General features: G+C 70.0%; 15 protein-coding genes and 1 riboswitch. Of the genes, 2 read left to right on the plus strand and 13 right to left on the minus strand.

Annotated elements, in window-relative coordinates; translation table 11 throughout:
* The first annotated feature begins 179 nt into the window (after window positions 1-179).
* Window positions 180-350 carry a hydrophobic protein gene (locus tag ACFYPA_RS28390; protein ID WP_136326944.1) on the plus strand — a complete coding sequence of 57 codons (171 nt, stop codon included), beginning with the start codon at window positions 180-182 and terminating at the stop codon, window positions 348-350.
* Here ACFYPA_RS28390 and ACFYPA_RS28395 read toward each other — a convergent pair.
* From ACFYPA_RS28395 to ACFYPA_RS28425, 7 genes are all read right to left on the minus strand, one after another.
* The gene (locus tag ACFYPA_RS28395) at window positions 298-1,887 is read right to left on the minus strand and encodes a purine-cytosine permease family protein (RefSeq protein ID WP_389134940.1); all 1,590 of its coding nucleotides are present in this window, start codon (window positions 1,885-1,887) and stop codon (window positions 298-300) included. The genes ACFYPA_RS28390 and ACFYPA_RS28395 overlap by 53 nt on opposite strands.
* A riboswitch (TPP riboswitch) is annotated at window positions 1,870-1,966 on the minus strand. Its footprint overlaps the gene before it by 18 nt.
* Window positions 1,967-2,171: 205 nt before the next feature.
* On the minus strand, window positions 2,172-2,810 hold the full coding sequence (locus ACFYPA_RS28400) for a hypothetical protein (protein WP_359354462.1): 639 nt from the start codon (window positions 2,808-2,810) through the stop codon (window positions 2,172-2,174).
* Window positions 2,811-2,964: 154 nt separating this feature from the next.
* Window positions 2,965-3,738, minus strand: coding sequence for a phosphatase PAP2 family protein (locus ACFYPA_RS28405; RefSeq protein WP_359354459.1), 774 nt, complete (start codon window positions 3,736-3,738; stop codon window positions 2,965-2,967).
* A complete protein-coding gene (locus ACFYPA_RS28410) occupies window positions 3,739-4,692 on the minus strand; it encodes a YihY/virulence factor BrkB family protein (protein ID WP_359087143.1) in 954 nt (317 codons plus the stop codon). It abuts the gene before it with no gap.
* Window positions 4,693-6,444, minus strand: a complete 1,752-nt coding sequence (locus tag ACFYPA_RS28415) for a diacylglycerol kinase family protein (RefSeq protein WP_389134944.1) — start codon at window positions 6,442-6,444, stop codon at window positions 4,693-4,695.
* Between the two features lie 284 nt (window positions 6,445-6,728).
* On the minus strand, window positions 6,729-7,982 hold the full coding sequence (locus ACFYPA_RS28420; RefSeq protein ID WP_359318015.1) for a SpoIIE family protein phosphatase: 1,254 nt from the start codon (window positions 7,980-7,982) through the stop codon (window positions 6,729-6,731).
* Window positions 7,979-8,779, minus strand: a complete 801-nt coding sequence (locus ACFYPA_RS28425) for an alpha/beta fold hydrolase (protein WP_389134947.1) — start codon at window positions 8,777-8,779, stop codon at window positions 7,979-7,981. Before ACFYPA_RS28425 ends, ACFYPA_RS28420 begins: the two co-directional genes overlap by 4 nt.
* A gap of 676 nt (window positions 8,780-9,455) precedes the next feature.
* On the opposite strand from ACFYPA_RS28425, the gene ACFYPA_RS28430 reads away from it, so the two are divergent.
* On the plus strand, window positions 9,456-9,791 hold the full coding sequence (locus tag ACFYPA_RS28430; RefSeq protein WP_359354453.1) for a MerR family transcriptional regulator: 336 nt from the start codon (window positions 9,456-9,458) through the stop codon (window positions 9,789-9,791).
* A 127-nt stretch (window positions 9,792-9,918) separates the two neighbouring features.
* On the opposite strand, the gene ACFYPA_RS28435 is transcribed toward ACFYPA_RS28430, so the two are convergent.
* The 6 genes from ACFYPA_RS28435 to ACFYPA_RS28460 all read right to left on the minus strand — a co-directional run bounded on the left by ACFYPA_RS28435 (window position 9,919) and on the right by ACFYPA_RS28460 (window position 15,098).
* Window positions 9,919-11,235, minus strand: coding sequence for a PP2C family protein-serine/threonine phosphatase (locus tag ACFYPA_RS28435; RefSeq protein ID WP_359354450.1), 1,317 nt, complete (start codon window positions 11,233-11,235; stop codon window positions 9,919-9,921).
* A gap of 204 nt (window positions 11,236-11,439) precedes the next feature.
* Window positions 11,440-12,312 carry an oxygenase MpaB family protein gene (locus ACFYPA_RS28440; protein WP_359083018.1) on the minus strand — a complete coding sequence of 291 codons (873 nt, stop codon included), beginning with the start codon at window positions 12,310-12,312 and terminating at the stop codon, window positions 11,440-11,442.
* A gap of 211 nt (window positions 12,313-12,523) precedes the next feature.
* The gene (locus ACFYPA_RS28445) at window positions 12,524-13,123 is read right to left on the minus strand and encodes a TIGR03086 family metal-binding protein (RefSeq protein WP_389134951.1); all 600 of its coding nucleotides are present in this window, start codon (window positions 13,121-13,123) and stop codon (window positions 12,524-12,526) included.
* A gap of 166 nt (window positions 13,124-13,289) precedes the next feature.
* A complete protein-coding gene (locus ACFYPA_RS28450; protein ID WP_389134954.1) occupies window positions 13,290-13,892 on the minus strand; it encodes a Dps family protein in 603 nt (200 codons plus the stop codon).
* Between the two features lie 315 nt (window positions 13,893-14,207).
* Window positions 14,208-14,693: a DUF5133 domain-containing protein gene (locus tag ACFYPA_RS28455; RefSeq protein WP_389135292.1), complete on the minus strand. Its 486-nt coding sequence runs from the start codon at window positions 14,691-14,693 to the stop codon at window positions 14,208-14,210.
* Window positions 14,694-14,837: 144 nt separating this feature from the next.
* Window positions 14,838-15,098 carry a hypothetical protein gene (locus ACFYPA_RS28460; protein WP_359318030.1) on the minus strand — a complete coding sequence of 87 codons (261 nt, stop codon included), beginning with the start codon at window positions 15,096-15,098 and terminating at the stop codon, window positions 14,838-14,840.
* Window positions 15,099-15,444 lie beyond the last annotated feature (346 nt).

Genomic DNA, 15,444 nt, shown 5'->3' on the forward strand with positions numbered 1-15,444 from the left:
GAGCACTGCCTCCACACGGTGGAGCGCGGCGATCCGCTGCGGCCGAGCAGGACATCAGCGGCTGCCGGAAGAGCCGGTCAAGCGATGTCTCGTTCCCTCGGCCCCGGCGGAGAAACCCGCGATTTCGGATGCATGAGAAGAGGTGGTCAGGGCACTCGATGTCCTGGAGGTTGATTCCTATGGTTCCCCTGCTTCTCGTTCTCCTGCTCGCGCTCGTTCTCTTCGGTGCCGGATTCGCACTGAAGGCCTTGTGGATCGTGGCTGTGATCGTGCTGGCTGTCTGGCTGCTCGGCTTCGTCATGCGTTCCGCCGGAGCGGGCGGCCGCCGTGGTCGCTGGTACCGCTGGTAGTCGTCGACAAGTCAGCAGTGCGGGGTGGGGGCGCCCCCCGGGGGGGGCCCCCCCCCCCGGGGGGGCCCCCCCCGCCGGGCGGGGGGGGGGGGGGCCCCCCCCCCCCGCCCCCCCCCCCCCCCCCCACGTCTGCGCGGCGGCGCAGCCGCAGGGGTGCGTACACGGCGAGGGCTACGACGAACGCGACGTAGTAGGCGAGGTCCGCGCCGTGCAGTGCCGCAGCCACCGGTCCCACGTACAGGCTCGTGTCCATGAACGGCACCGCCGCGCCGAAAGCGACGACGAACGCCACGAGAGCGGGCCACGACGGCTGTGGACGGTCGCTCTCGGAAGTCAGCTCGAACGGTGCTTTCCCCCTTTCCCTGGCGCGTGCGAACCAGTCGACGGCCACCACCGCCACGAAACCGGGGATCCAGTAGCCGACGAACAGCAGCACGTTCTGGAAGCGCGCCGTCGTGTCCGCGGCGTGCATCCACAGCACCAGTGGGAAGCCGAGTACGGCAGACAGGGCCGCCGCCGCCGGCCGGGGGATCGGCACCCCGGCCGTCTGCAGGGCCAACGAGCCGCTGTAGTCGTTCATCGCATTGCTGCACAGTGCGGCCAGCGCGACGGCCAGCAGCCCGAACGCGCCGAGCGCGCCGCCCCCCAGCAGTTCGTCGACCCCCTTCGCGGTCTGGTCGGTGAAGGCCGATGCCCCCCACAGCCCGAGCGCCTGCACGGCCACGAAGGAGACCGAGATGCCGAGAAGCGCGTACCAGAACATGCGGGGGCGGGAAGCGGACCGTGGCAGATACCGACTGAAATCGCTGGCGTAGGGGGCCCAGGACAGGGCGAGGCTGAGCGCGATGGTGCTGGTGAGCACGAAAGCGCCGGCGCGGTCGGCGCCGTGCACCGTCCCGGTCGTGGTCGGGTGGACGCCGTGGAGGAGTCTGACGGCCAGCGCGGCGAAGGCCGCGGCCAGCACGAAGGTCATGATCTTCTGCAGTCGGTGTATCGCCTCGTAGCCGAGCACACCGAGTACGCCTTGCCCCAGCATCATCGCGAGTACGCCCAGCCAGAACGGCCACCCGAACAGGCGAGCCAGCGCGTCCCCGCCGAAGAGGCCGATGAGCGCGTCCCACGCGATCGACGACAGCCACTGCAGCACGCCCGGCACGGCAACGGCCCGGCCGAAAGCGAGGCGGGCCAGCGGCAGTTGCCCTGCCCCCGTGAGACCGCCCCAGGTCCCGAGGTACGCGGTGGGAACGGCGCCCACGAGGGTGCCGAGCACCACAGCCACCAGCGCCGTGGTGAAGTCGAGCCCGAGAACGATGCCGATCGTGCCGGTGAAGACGCCCGTCATGGTGAGGTTCGGAGCGAACCAGACGGTGAACAGCCGCCCTGGACCGCCGTAGCGGTGCGAGTCCGGCACGGGGGCGATCCCGCGGGTCTCGATGCGCAGGTGGCCGACGCCGGAGGGAGCCCGTCCCTCGAAAACGGACGGGGGGCGGGTGACCGCCGGGCCGCTCGGCGCAGGTGGAAACGACATGAATGACATCCCTCCGCCAGTGCTAACTGGTTCAGGTTCGACGGGTGTGATCTCAGCCCCGCTGGTCGGGGCACCCCGTGTCGGATTGCGTCGGCAAGGCTAACCCACGCGTGCGGGCCCGGACGACAGGGCTCCGCCCCTTCGCTGACGGCCGGCTCCTGGCGTGCTGATGAGCCTGGTTGAGCTATGTGGGTGCTGCGAGAGGCTGCCGTGGGGAGGCGGCGCGGCCGCCGAAGCCGGCCACGCGACCGACTCCCGCGGCGCGACGACGCGAGTGCCGCGGGCCGTGACCGTCAGCCCGGGGAGGTGGGCCGGTGGCCGGGGGGCACGGTGATCTCCACGGTGGAGGTGACCCGGACGACCGAAGGGTCGCGGGGCGCCGAACCGAACCCGAAGGTGACCGGCGGGTCCACGGGAGCGAGTACGCCGAGATCCCGCCCGCCGAGGATGGCGGTCGCCGCTCGAACACGGTGCAGGTCCCGGGCCCCGTACCACTCGCGGCGGTCCGGACCCGCGCTCCCCAGCGTACGGACACCCGGCAGCAGGCGGGCCGGTACGTCGCAGACGGCGGCCCAGGAGCGGCTGCGGGCCAGGGGCGCGGGCACCGCGCACAGCAGTCGGCCCAGGAGTGTCCGGGAACCTGTCACGAGGTCCAGCACGAGCGGCCCCGCCCTGACGGACCAACGGTTCCCGTCACGCCTGACCTCGACCGGCACCACCTCGACGTGCTCGAACGTGTAGGTGCCCGCGACGAATTCGGCGATGTGGCGGGAGGGGGCGAGCAGACGGCGCTCTCCGTCCGGGTGCTCGATCATGACGTCGCTGAACGCCCCGAAGGGCGACCGTGGCCAGTGCCCGCATACGAGCCGTGTCCCCGAGGCCGTGCCGACGGCTCCGATCCATCCGTCGAAGTGCAACCGCTGCTTTGCCATGGCGACAGTCTGGCCTGCCCGGGCCGAGCCGGCCGGCACCGCCGCCCGCCCGGCCACGAACGAGGCAACGGACCGCGCGTGCGGTCGCACGGCCGGCGTCGGCGGAAGCCGGAGGGATGGCGGGTCCGAAGACTCCGGGCGGCCCGCCCATGGGTCACCGCTCAGGAGCGTCCTCGTTCAGTTCGGGTTCAAGGCCCTCGGCCACCGTGCTGCGGCTACGGCCGGAATCGGCGCGCCACGCCTCGAAGGCCCAGGTGGTCGACGCGACCACGGCCAGGCCGAGGAGCCAGCCGCCGACCACATCGCTGAACCAGTGGACGCCCAGGGCGACCCGGGTGAAGCCCACGCCCAGCGCCGAGAACACCGACACGCTCCAGCAGAGGTGTCTCGGCCAGCCACGGGGCACCAGCGGGAGCAGCACGAGGACCAGCACGGCGAACGAGGTGGTGGCGGTCATCGCGTGGCCGGAGGGGAAGGAGAAGCCCGGTGCCTGCGCCACCGGGTCCGCCAAGGAGGGCCTGGCCCGCTCGACCACGGTCTTGACCAGCAGCCCGGTCAGCGCGCCCGCCACAGCCGTGACGCCGGACCAGGCGGCCAGCCGCCAGGCGCGGCGCCAGAGCAGCCAGGCCGTCAGCAGGGCGACCACGACACGGAGCGTCGCCGGATCCCAGACCCAGTCCGACAGGAAGCGGAGTGTGCTCGTCCACGCAGGGTGTGCGAGGGCGGTCTCGTGCAATCGCCGCGCCGCACCCGCGTCCATGACGCGGAGCGGGCGCCATCGGCCCTCGACGAGGACGAGGAGGAGACCGAAGGGCACAGCGGAGAGCGCGGCGACGGCGACAGCGCCGAACAGCCGGACCCCGAATCTGCGGTCGGCAGCCCGAGCTCGGGGCCGACGACGCAGCGGACCGGACACTCGTACCACCACTCACGCTCCCGGATCGGGGTGGATGGGCCCCGGCCGCCGGGCACGTGCGGCTTCGAGCTGCGCGGCGAAGGACAGACCGAGGAAGAGGGCGATGGACGTCAGATAGGCCCAGAGGAGCAGCGACATGAAGGCGCTGAGCGGGCCGTAGACCGTGTCGAAGGACCCGCTGACCGAGAGGTAGAGACTCAGCAGCCACGTCAGCGCCGTCCACAGCACCAGGTAGACCGCAGCCCCGAAGGCCAGCCAGGTGTAGCCGGGTTGTTTGCGACGGGGGGAGCGGCGGAAGATCGCGCTCGCGGAGATGAGCGCGAGCAGCAGCCCGCAGGGCCAGCGCAACAGATCCCAGGAGTTCCCGGCGTCGTCGCCGAGACCGTAGACCGTCACGGCGGCGGCGGCCAGGTCGCCGCCCACCACCATCAGGATGAACCCGATGCCCAGCGGGATACCGGCAGCCAACGCCATGACCAGGCCCCGGGAGTACTTCAGGTGGAAGGGGCGGTCACGCTCCACCCCGTAGATCCGGTTGGCGCCGCGTTCGATCTGGCACATCGCCGTGGTGACGTTCACCAGGGAGAAGGCCAGACCGAACCAGAGCGTGAGCTGCGAACCCTCGCCGGCGTTCCGGCGGCTCCGGGCGAGGGCATCGTCCACCACCTCCGCGCTCGGACCCGCGGCGATGCGGTGGATGGTCAGTTCCGCCAGCCTCCCCACATCCTCCGTATGCAGCGAGGCGGACAGTCCGACGAAGGCGATGACCAGGGGTATCACCGCGAGAACGGTCTGCAGGGCGAGCGCGCGCGAGTGGCTGAAGCCGTCGGCGTAACGGAAACGGATGAAGGAGTCACGCACCAGCGGCCAGCGGCCGTAGCGGCGCAGAGCGGCCAGCGCCTCGTCGGCGGACAGTTCGTCACCCGTCATGTCCCTGGTCTGCGGAACCCGGGTCGCGGTGCCCATTCACGCACCTCCCGACGGCAGGAGCACGGTCAGGGCCCCGGGTTCGACTTCGGCCACGAGCAGCCGGCCCGGCCGTACCGGATCTCCGTCCGCCTCGCGCGGCTGCACCGAGGTGAAGCGAAGTTCGGCGCGGCGGAAGGGGAAGTACTCCACCGGGGTGCCTGTGTTCTCCCCACCGGCATGAGGGAAGCTGCCCCGCGCACGGGGGTGAGGCGGTTTCGACCGTCCGCGCAGCAGTATGCCGAGGGCGCGCAGCCAGCCGGTCGGCCCGTGCGGGTCGAAGACGGCCAGATCGAGCAGGCCGTCGTCGGGCTCCGCCGCGGGGACGAGGGCGGCGCCGCCCTGCACCCGGCCGACGTTGGCGAGGAGCACCATACGGGCGGTTCGGTGCAGTACCGGCCCGTTGTCCAGCCGGATCGATACGGACATCCGGGGGGCCCGCAGGCTGCTCACACCGGCCACCACGTACGCGGGCCAGCCCCACGCGGACTTCGCGCGGTCCCCGGTGTTCTCCAGCATCGCGGCGTCCAGTCCTGCGCCGGCCATGGCGGTGAAGCGCCTGGCCGGGAGGGAGTCGCCCTCGATCCGCCCGATGTCGATGCGGCGAGGACCGCCCGACAGTGCGGCAGCCAGGGCGTCCGCCGGTTTCAGGGGCAGGCCCAGGTTGCGGGCCAGCAGGTTGCCGGTGCCGCAGGGCACCACGGCCAGCGGAACGCCGGAGCCGGCCAGGGCGTCAGCCGCCGCCCGGACGGTTCCGTCGCCTCCGCAGACCACCACGAGCGAAGCGCCGGCCACGATCGCCGCGGCGGCCTGGCCACCGCCGGGGTCCTCGGCGGTGGTGGAGACGAACTCTGCGGCGTGATGACCGTGCTGCTCCAGGACCAGCCGCAGACTGTCGCGCTGCGCGTCGTCCGTGACGGTCGGATTGACGATGACGACGGTGTGGCCCGCAACGCGTTCGGAGCGTTCTGCCGCGGTCTCCAGCGCGACCTCCATGGCGTTCGACGGCGGGGGAGTGGGGCTGCCGTCGGCCAGGAGGTGGCGACCGACGATCAGGAGCGACAGGCTGCCGTTCAGCAGTCCGCCGATGACGTCGCTGGGGTGGTGCATCCCCCGGTAGAGGCGTGCGACCGCCACCAGCAGCGGTATGAGCAGCAGCAGCCCGCCGACCGCTTTGCGCCAGGGGCCCCGGATACGGGAGAGTGCCAGCACCGCGAGGCCGCCGTAGAGCGCCGTGGCGGCACCCGTGTGGCCCGAGGTGTAACTGGCCGTCGGCGGCGAGGCGTCGAGACGGTCCACATCGGGCCGGTCACGGTCCACGGACGTGCTGATGACCAGGAACACGAGCGCCTGGAGCGAGACGGAGACGGCGAGGAACACAGCCTCCCGCCACCTGGGCAGCCGGGGTATCAGGATCAGTCCCAGACAGGCCAGGGCGGTGATGATGACCACCGTGGCGGTGTTACCCGCCTCCGACGCGATGAGCGACACGTCGCTGAGAGACCCGTTGCGCAGGTGCTCGAAGCCCTCGTTGACACGGTCCTCGACGGTCAGTGGGTACAGTCCACCGGCGGGTCCGATGATCAGCAGGCCGAGCCCCACCATCAGCGCGGCCTGGCAGATGGTCAGCGCGCCGATCCGGGCAGCGGCCGGCCCGCGGCCACTGGTCAGGGCGGGCGACCGGCCGGGGCGGGAGAGAGCACTGGGCTCCGTGGTCCGTTGGTCCGGTCTTTCCGGCAGGGCGGTAGGCATGACGCTCCCCGTGTTCGGCACTGCGCGACGGCAGTCGGAGTCGGGCGCGGGCTCGGCCCGCCAGGTGTTCCGCCGTCTGCCCCGAAAACCGCCCGTCAGGCATGCCCGATCACACGGGGGCGGGCTGGGCCCCGATCCCCTGGGCTGTCGCCCGGTCGCCCGGGCTGTCGGCTCTCCCTGCCGGGCTGGACAGAACGTGGCCACGATGTTTCCTGCCGGCAGGTCGGCAAGGTCCGCCCCGTCTGCTCAGAATTTCCGACGTGCGAGTCCAGGTGCCGGTCGGCTCATCGTCCGGTCGGGGGCACGCTCATGGCCAGGAGCGCGGTGTCGTCGTCGAGTCCTTCGCCGAACGAGTCCAGGAGTGCGGTGAGGGCCTCGACGGCGCCGGTGGCCGAGGCGGGCGCGAGGTCCCGGGCGAAGTCCAGGAAAGCTGCGTCGCCATAGCGTTCACCTGTGTCCGGGGTACGCGCCTCGGTCAGGCCGTCGGTATACAGCAGCAGGGTGTCACCCGGACCCAGATCCACGGTGACCGTGGTGAACTGGGCGTCCACGACCACTCCGACCAACTGGCCGCCCGGCGTGGGCCGGTAGTCGGCGCTGCCGTCGGCACGCAGCAGCACGGCAGGGGGGTGCCCGCCGCCGGCCATGACGATATGGAATCCCGTGTTGTTCTCCCCGGGGGTCAGCAGACCGAAGATCACCGTGCAGAACCGCGGTTCGTCGTCCTGTGCCTGGTGGTTGAGAGCGGTGTTGAGGTTGGCGAGCACCGTCGCCGGTACGGGATCGGAGACCGCTGCGGCCCGCAGGGTGTACCGCGCCAACGACGTCACCACGGCCGCGTCAGCCCCCTTGCCGCGTACGTCTCCCATGAAGAAGCCCCAGCGGCCATCGGCCAGCGGGAAGAGATCGTAGAAATCCCCACCCACCTCGTCGGAGGAGGCGAAGTGGTAGTGCGCGGCGACGTCCAGGCCCGGAACCGGTTCGAGCGCCGGCGGGATCAGAGTGCGTTGCAGCGTCGTGGCGAGGCGTTGCAGGCGTTCGCGGTCGCGGTCCGCCTCCTGACGGGCACGCAGGAGTTCCCGCTCGTACGTACGTCTGTCCCGGGCGTCCAGGAGGGTGGTGCGGATGAGCAACGGTTCGCCGTCGCGGTCGTGCTTGACCACGGAGGTGACCAGGACGGGCAGTCGGCTGCCGTCTGCGGCCTTGAGCTCCAGCGCGATGCCGCTGATCTCGCCCTGCATGCGCAACAAGGGTGAGAAGTGCGTCTCGTGATAGAGCTTCCCCCCGATGGTCAACAGGTCGGCGAACCTCTTGTGGCCTATCAGTTCCTCCCGGCGGTAGCCGAGCCATCGCAACAGCGTTCCGTTGACCTTGGCGATCCGTCCGTCCATCAGTGTGGAGAGGTAGCCGCACGGCGCGTTCTCGTACAGGTCCTCCGCACTGTCTTCGAGCAGCGCGGAGAACGACAGCTGTGCCTGCTCGCGGTCACCTGCCGCCCACCATGCGTCGGTCTCCTCGCCGCCCGGGTGCACCGTCACGGCCCCTGCACGAAGGCGATGATCGCCTCGGCCGTCTCCTCGGGGGCGCTCAGCTGGGGGCAGTGGCCCGTCGAGTCCAGGGTGACCAGTCGGCTGTCGGGAATCTGCGCCTGGACGAAGGCACCCACCTCACGCGGGGCGATCGTGTCGCGCGCACTCTCGGCGATGAGCGTGGCCACGGTCACCTTGGCGAGATCCGCGCGGTTGTCGGAGAGAAAGGTGGCGCGCGCGAATGCACGGGCCATCTCAGGATTCGTTCGGCAGAAGCTGTTGGTCAGCTCCTCACCCAACTCGGGGCGCTCCGGGTTTCCCATGATCACCGGCGCCATCGTCGCGGACCAGCCGAGGTAGTTGCTTTCCAGCGACTCGAGCAGTTCGTCGATGTCCTGCTCGCTGAATCCGCCGTGATAGTCCCCGTCGTCGATGTACGACGGGGATGGGGTGAGAAGGACCAGCTTGTCGAAAAGCGAGGGCTCCCGCACGGCGGCAAGGACGCCGATCATGGCACTGACCGAATGCCCGACGAAGACCACCGGCCCGAGGCCGAGCTCCCGGCACATCTCGATGACATCCTCCGCATAGCCATCCAGAGTGGAGTACCGCTTGGGATCCCAGGCGGACGGGTCCGAGCGCCCAGCCCCTACGTGATCGAAGAGCACCACCCGGAAGTGCTCCTCCAACCGGGGCGCGACCAGACGCCACAGGTTCTGATCGCATCCGAACCCATGGGCCAGCATCACCACCGGTCCGCCGTCCCGGCCCGTCACCGATATGCGGTTTCTTGTCCGGACGTCCATAGGAACATCCTGACACTCCCCGCACGTGACGGCCTGCTCAGCCGGAAGGGCGGCTCTCCGGCATGCCCCCGCAGCCTCCCCGGTCGTTCGAGGTCGATTACCTGTTGGTCGAACGGACGGAAATCTGTGTCGGCCAGGCTAGACATTGGGTGGCGTCGTAGTTATGGTTTCTCTCGTAGCCAGAGAGACGGCAAGGCCCGGGCAGGGATGAACTGCCGGGCGGTACGTGCGGTAGAGGTGGCTGCGGTTCGCAGGACGGTTCGGTGGTGGAGTTCCGGAGCCAGGGTTGGTGCAGGACGGCGACGGGGCTGGCGGCCGGACCGGGTGGCCCGTGGATCAGGGGCCGCCGTGCAGCAGTATCCGCAGGTGCGGTGTGCAGTACCCAGCAGTACAGCGTCAGGTAAGTGATCGATCCCAGAGGGAAGAAACGGAGGAGCTGGGCGCCATCTGGATCGCCCGGGCGGAATGACAGAGCCCGGGTACCGCAGGACATCGATAGTGAGGTGGTCTCCGGTCAAGCAACCGCGATCCCCGCACCCCGCAGGCAACACACTCGGGCATGCGGACACGAAAAGCCGGCAGAGCATCACGTGCCGGCAGATGGTGTAGCTGTTCCTTCGGGGCCCTGGTGCCATGTGGCACCAGGGCCCCTCCACGCGTTCCACAGAGAGGTGCGATGACAGCAGATGACTCGTTCGGACGTCTCGACGACGACGACTACCCCGCTTACACCATGGGCCGGGCCGCCGAAATGCTCGGCACCACGCAGGGTTTCCTCCGTGCCATCGGCGAAGCCCGCCTGATCACCCCGCTCCGTTCCGCGGGCGGCCACCGCCGCTACTCCCGTTACCAGCTGCGCATCGCCGCGCGTGCCCGGGAACTCGTCGACCAGGGCACCCCCATCGAGGCCGCCTGCCGCATCGTCATCCTCGAGGACCAGCTCGTAGAAGCCCAGCGCATCAACGCCGAATACCGCGAGGGTGTCAGGCCGGCCGGCACGGCGAATGCCTGATCGGTGACCGGCACGTACGCCCTCCGCGTCCGCTGACCACACGGGAAGAACTACTTCGATGGCCCGATCGGCTGACGCAGGCCCCCCCGAACGGGCTCCGGTGCCGTGATCGCCGGCCCTCGACCAGTCAGAAACCGCCCTCGGCTTCTGCTGCGGGCTGTTGGCCCCACGCAGAGGCGATCGTGTCCGCGGCGATGGTCGCGGGCAGACCCGTGAGCGCCTTCAACTGAGCGGGCTCGTAGGGAGTGGGGCCGTGCCACTCCAGGATCATCACGGTGGCGTCGTCGTTGAGACGGCCGCCGTGGTAGTCCAAGTGGTGCCCGATCAGCCGCCGTAGGGTTTCCGGCACCGGGAGGCCGTCGGAGTGGTGGCGGATGAGGAAGTCGGTCAGGCCGTCGAGGCCGAATTCCTGCCCCTCGTCGTTGCGCGCTTCGGTGATGCCATCGGTGTAGAACAGCAGGCGGTCCCCGGGTTCGAGCTGGTCGCGGCGCAGGGTGCCGCGCACGCCCAGCCCGGTTCCCAGCGGAGGCGCGGGCGGGCAGGACAGATGTACGAGGGTGCGGTTGCCGCGGATGACCACCGGGGGATGGTGGCCGTAGTTCGTCCAGGTCAGTACACCCGTGGCCAAATTGAACTCGGCCATGATGCTCGTGGCGTAGCGGCTGCCCGCGAATTGTTCGGTCAGCGCCGCTCCCACACCTTCGGCTGTCTGCAAAAGACCTTCACCCTGACAACGCTGGACGCGCGCGGCGGCCAGCGCAAGATTCGCGGTCAATCCGGCGGCAGTGTCATGTCCCATGGCGTCGAAGACGGAAAGATGCATGGTCTCGCCTGCCAGGGCGTACTCGAAGGCGTCTCCGCTGACTTCGTAAGCCGGTTCCATGACGGCGCTGATCAAAAGCCGATCGGTCGCGAAGGTCCGCGGCGGCATCAGCCGCCATTCCATTTCCGCTGCCACTTTCATCTTCCGGCGGCGCACCAGCCTCGAGTACAGGTCGCTGGTTCCACGCTTGCTCTCCAGGAGCAGGGCGACGAGTCCGGCGAGTCTGTTCAGATCGTCATCCGGCTCGACCTGCGCGCCCGGCATACCGACCCGGAGTACGCCCAGGCGCTCGGTTCCGTCCAGCAGGGGCACCCACCACTGCCCCGTCGAGGAAGCAGAGGCCGGTGAGATCTTTCCGAGTTGGAAGGCTCGCCCGGCCACCGTTCCTTCAACGGCCAACTCGGCCGGCGCGTCGACCCCACCGGGGCTGATGTCGATATTCCCTGCGAGCAGACACAATTGTTCCTGCCGCAGATCTGCCACATAGATGAGCACGTGCGGCCAGCCCGCCCGACCGGCATGCGACGCGACCGTACCGGGCAGCTGCTCCAGGGTCATCAGATGGCTCGCAGCGATCAGCTCTCCCAGCACGCATGCACGCGCCACATCCGTGCCGCTCATCAACGACACCCTCCTTACGGCCCGGAGAACTACGTCACGGTCAACCATAGCCGCGGGTGGAGAACCCAGCCGAGAAGCGGACGCGGATACGAGGAAGAGTGACGGGACGCCATCACGCATGACCCGACGTGCCCGGGCAGGAGCGGGTGGGGGCCCGGCCCCGCGCGACGCCGCCGCGCGCCCGGAGTCGACAGATACGAGTGATCACGCCGACGGGCGTGGCGGGAACATGGCCCAGCGAATCGTGGCGGTCAGTGCTCGCCCGGTCGGGGCCACACAGGCCTCGGACATGCCGAAGAGCCGCGGTAGCTCCAGCGACGTACGGGCCCACCGCGGGAGGGTGGCGACGGAGTTCGCGGCAAGCACGGCATAGGGGGCGCGGGCAGCCCAGGGCAGGGGAGGGTGCAACAGGATGAAACGTGCGGCCTCGCGCGCTTCCCTTGTCGGGCGGAGTTCATCGCGGTAGGCCGCGAGGCGGGCGGCGAGTTCCTTGCGGTCACGCGGAGGATCGATGACACCGAGCGCTTCCGCCACCCGCGCAGTGTCGGCGACGTAGCCGTCGCACCCCGCCGCGTCGAGCGGATCCACGCCGTATCGCTGGTGAGCGAGCAGAAAACTCTCCACCTCGGCCACATGCACCCACCCGAGGAGGTGGGGGTCAGCGGCGCAATACGGCTCTCCGCGCGAAGTCGTTCCGCGCACCCGGCTGTGCACGGCCCGCACGCGGTCGACCGCCTGCTGTGCGTCGTCCGCTGTTCCGTATGTGGTGACGGCGAGGAAGGTACTGGTGCGCTGGAGCCGCCCCCAGGGATCCCCGCGATAACCGGAATGAGCCTCCACGGCAGCCATGGCCAACGGGTGCAGGGACTGGAGCAGAAGCGCCCGCAGTCCGCCGATGAACATGGACGCATCGCCGTGGACCGTGCGAATCGGCCGGTCCGGACCGAACCAGCGCGGGCCGGGCGCTCCGTGGATACGGGCGCGGTTCTTCGGCCCCGCCGGACCGGCGACCTGGGCGAAGATGGCGCTGCCCAGCCGCTCCCGCAGGCCGAGGACGGTACGCGTGGACGAGTCCATACGGCCAGTATGCGCGCACAGCCACTGCGGGCGGGGCGCAGCGCCCCGCCCGCAGTGGGACAGCGGCTGAGAGCGACGCTCGACCTCGCACCGCGTGGGAAGGCTTGCGCCTGCCGGGCCCCGTCAGTCTGCGAGCACCGGGCTGCCAGGTCGGGGACGGGGAAGTGCCCGGCGGGGCTTCAGCCGGACAGTCACCCCGTGGCCACAGGTCTCAGCGGCCCATCAGCCGCAGCAACCGGCTCTGCCGAACCTCCTCGGCCGGGGGCGTAGCCCCTGGGGCGGCGAAGAAGCGGTGGCTGGTGCCGGAGGCCGTGGGCGACTCCGGCAAACCGGCGTAGATGTCTGCGAGATTGTCCTCGATCCAGGCGACCAGCCCCTGATCCAGGTCCTCCGCACCGTCGACGGCTCTGGCCAGGTCCCAGGTGTGAATGACGGTGTCCGTGGTCCGGACGGTGAGAGCCTGCTCTCCCGTCACCGGGCCGAGTGGGTAGTCCAGGGTCTGCTGGAGGGCACCGGGTCCACGGAACGCAGCGGCGCACTCCCGCACCGAGCGGCGGTACGCGTCGACTGGATCGGCGCCCAGGGCATCCTCGTCCCGGAGCCGCAGGAAGTCGGCGGCCGAGCCGCCGCCGAGCAGCAGGACGTAGTTGAGGTTTCCCCGGGTCACGTGATTGACCAGGTGGCGGACGTCCCATTCCGCGCAGGGGGTGGGTGCCGTCCACTGTTCGGGCCGCACCGAGCACAGCCTGCGGGTGAATCCGGAGCCGGCCAGCAGATAGCGGTCGATGATGTCTGCGAAGCGGTATGGCATGACACCAGCGTGGGGGATGCCGGGGGCGGAGAGCTGGCGGAAAGCGGACACCGACCCCACGGGCGCCCCGACTGAGGTCCGGCAACCCGTCACGCCGTCACCACACCGAGTCCGGGGAAGCAGGCGGTGCTACGGATGTGGGCACCGGAAGTCCGCCGCGATCAGTTCAGGCCTTGGACCTGCTGGTCTTCTTGGCGGTCCGCTTCGCGGCGGGTTTGCGAACTGCGGCCGTGGCGGCCTGCTGCTCCGTCTCGGCCCCCGTCGTGGACAGGGAGCCGCCCGCGCCTTCCAGGTGGGCCCGGACGAACCACTGGAACTGCTCCAGGGAACGCAGGTGCTCGATGAGGAGATCCTCGGTGACGGGATCGATGTCGGCGGCCTTGGACGCTGCGGACCTGTGCTCCGTGATGATGCCGGTGTAGACGAGGTCCAAGGCGCCCAGGTGGGCCAGGGCGTCCGCGCGGCCGAGGCTGTAGTCGTCCCACGTCCGTTCGGCGACCAGGGCGCCGGGTGTGCCGTGGGGTTCGCCACCGAGCGCGGAAATCCGCTCCGCCGTGTCGTCCGCCATGGCCCTGACCGCGACCGTCTGAGGGTCGAGCATTTCGTGAACCGCGATGAAGTGGGGCCCCACCACGTTCCAGTGGATGTGCTTGAGGGTGAGCGCCAGGTCATTGAGAGCGTGCAGGCGCATGTTCAGGAGCGAAATGATCTGCTTACCGTCCTTGGTGCTGAGACCCGGAACGGTGTAGCGAGGGCTGCCGACTGCCATGACTCTCCTTCGTGGGATGAATTCCGTGGGATGAACGCGCGCCCTTTTGTGTGCCCTGTCGCCGACGATCCATAACCCGGATCGCGCAAGTGGAGTCAGGCTGTGCCCGCGACAACCCGTGTGCCGAATCCCCTCGCTGGGCGGCGATCCAGACTTCCCGGCCAACGCACGGGTTGATGACGTAGCCGGCTGACTTCTTCGGTGGATGAGCCCGGCCGGGAGGGCACTGTTATGCGAGAGGGGAACGCGCGTATGCCTCGGACGGCGACGGGTAGGCGGCTACTCAGCCGGTCAATGACAGGAGGTGACCCGTGGCTACAGGACCAGACACCGAAAAGCAGAGCGGGCAGAGGAGCGTCGTGGGCAGGGTGCGGATGTATCAGCCGGCCCGGACAGAGCCAAGGGCAGGGGCTGAGGCGAGCTTGGGCAAGCAGACGGAGCCGCATATCGTGCGCGGCGAAGACTGAGGAAACGCTGCAAGGGCGTCGCGTCGCGTCCTGCGCACCGGAATGGCACGGTGACCGGCGTTGGCTCCGCACTCCGTGCGGGGGACCTCTTCGCGACGACCGCCCGCAGGAATCCGTGCAGGTGCGCTTCCTCTGCAGATGCCGGACGGATTTCACCTTCCATGGCGATTCTCGCGCACGCTCGTACGGCCAACTCCTGAGTGCCCGTTGGTGGGAGTGCGTCCGCCGCGTTCAGAGCCTGCCGCACATCGGTGACGTCGGTCATGACGCACGAGGTGTACGCCGTGGCTTCGCCTCGCTGACGGAGCGCGGGGTAAAACCCGCCGCTACCGATCCAGCAGAGGCGCTCGGCGTGGACCCTTTTCGCGGGGCCCTGCGGGGCGGTGTCCCGCGAGCGTCGCCGCGGCCTGGTTGACGGGACCGCCGTCCGCTGAGGCCCGGCCTTCGCGGCCGGGCCCCGGCGGGCGTGCGCTGCCCCTCACCCCGTCGACTCATCCGGGGTGGGGTGTTCCGCGTGGGTGCCGGCATTGCGGGCGGTGCTCCGGCCCGAGCCGGCCTCATCGGGGTCGGGCCTGTCGTGCTCCGCATCCTCATCCCGATCCTCGGCATTCGGGGGGAGAACGACGTCGAGGGCGTCCTCGCCGTCCTGAGCCTGCTGGTCGGGCACGTCGGCGGGTATCGGCGGCGGACTGCCCGTCGCTCCCGTGTACGCGGTGCCCTCGGGCCTGCGGTCGGTCATGGTCGTGCTCCCGTCAGTGCGCGTCCGCCCCCGAGCGGGGCGGACTCGTGCTGCACCCCGCGTACCCCCGTCCTCCGACGCGACGCACGGCAGCTTGCCGTGCGCTCACCTGGGTCACGGGGGCGACGTAGTGGCCAGAGACAATTCCACGTCGTCCGCGAGCCGAGCGCATCCGCTCACACGATCTCTTCGGAGGTTTCAACGCCACGGCTGCGAGCGGAGCGCACAGGGCGGCGGTGGCCCTGCGGCGCAGCTCTTCCCGGCGGAATGGTGCCACGCCGGGAAGGAGGTGTGGGGGAGGGGCAGACGCCTCGCCCCGGCCGGCCTTTCGTCGCCCGGGGCGGGC

Source organism: Streptomyces sp. NPDC005775, assembly GCF_042871565.1.
GTDB lineage: Bacteria > Actinomycetota > Actinomycetes > Streptomycetales > Streptomycetaceae > Streptomyces.

Bases quoted from the DNA above. Each gene is read 5' to 3' on its own strand.
- ACFYPA_RS28395 (WP_389134940.1), bottom strand. From the start codon at position 1,887: ATGTCATTCATGTCGTTTCCACCTGCGCCGAGCGGCCCGGCGGTCACC.
- ACFYPA_RS28425 (WP_389134947.1), bottom strand. From the start codon at position 8,779: ATGGACGTCCGGACAAGAAACCGCATATCGGTGACGGGCCGGGACGGC.
- ACFYPA_RS28460 (WP_359318030.1), bottom strand. From the start codon at position 15,098: ATGACCGACCGCAGGCCCGAGGGCACCGCGTACACGGGAGCGACGGGC.
- ACFYPA_RS28415 (WP_389134944.1), bottom strand. From the start codon at position 6,444: ATGCCTACCGCCCTGCCGGAAAGACCGGACCAACGGACCACGGAGCCC.
- ACFYPA_RS28440 (WP_359083018.1), bottom strand. From the start codon at position 12,312: ATGGACTCGTCCACGCGTACCGTCCTCGGCCTGCGGGAGCGGCTGGGC.
- ACFYPA_RS28400 (WP_359354462.1), bottom strand. From the start codon at position 2,810: ATGGCAAAGCAGCGGTTGCACTTCGACGGATGGATCGGAGCCGTCGGC.
- ACFYPA_RS28430 (WP_359354453.1), top strand. From the start codon at position 9,456: ATGACAGCAGATGACTCGTTCGGACGTCTCGACGACGACGACTACCCC.
- ACFYPA_RS28390 (WP_136326944.1), top strand. From the start codon at position 180: ATGGTTCCCCTGCTTCTCGTTCTCCTGCTCGCGCTCGTTCTCTTCGGT.
- ACFYPA_RS28435 (WP_359354450.1), bottom strand. From the start codon at position 11,235: ATGAGCGGCACGGATGTGGCGCGTGCATGCGTGCTGGGAGAGCTGATC.
- ACFYPA_RS28450 (WP_389134954.1), bottom strand. From the start codon at position 13,892: ATGGCAGTCGGCAGCCCTCGCTACACCGTTCCGGGTCTCAGCACCAAG.
- ACFYPA_RS28445 (WP_389134951.1), bottom strand. From the start codon at position 13,123: ATGCCATACCGCTTCGCAGACATCATCGACCGCTATCTGCTGGCCGGC.
- ACFYPA_RS28410 (WP_359087143.1), bottom strand. From the start codon at position 4,692: ATGGGCACCGCGACCCGGGTTCCGCAGACCAGGGACATGACGGGTGAC.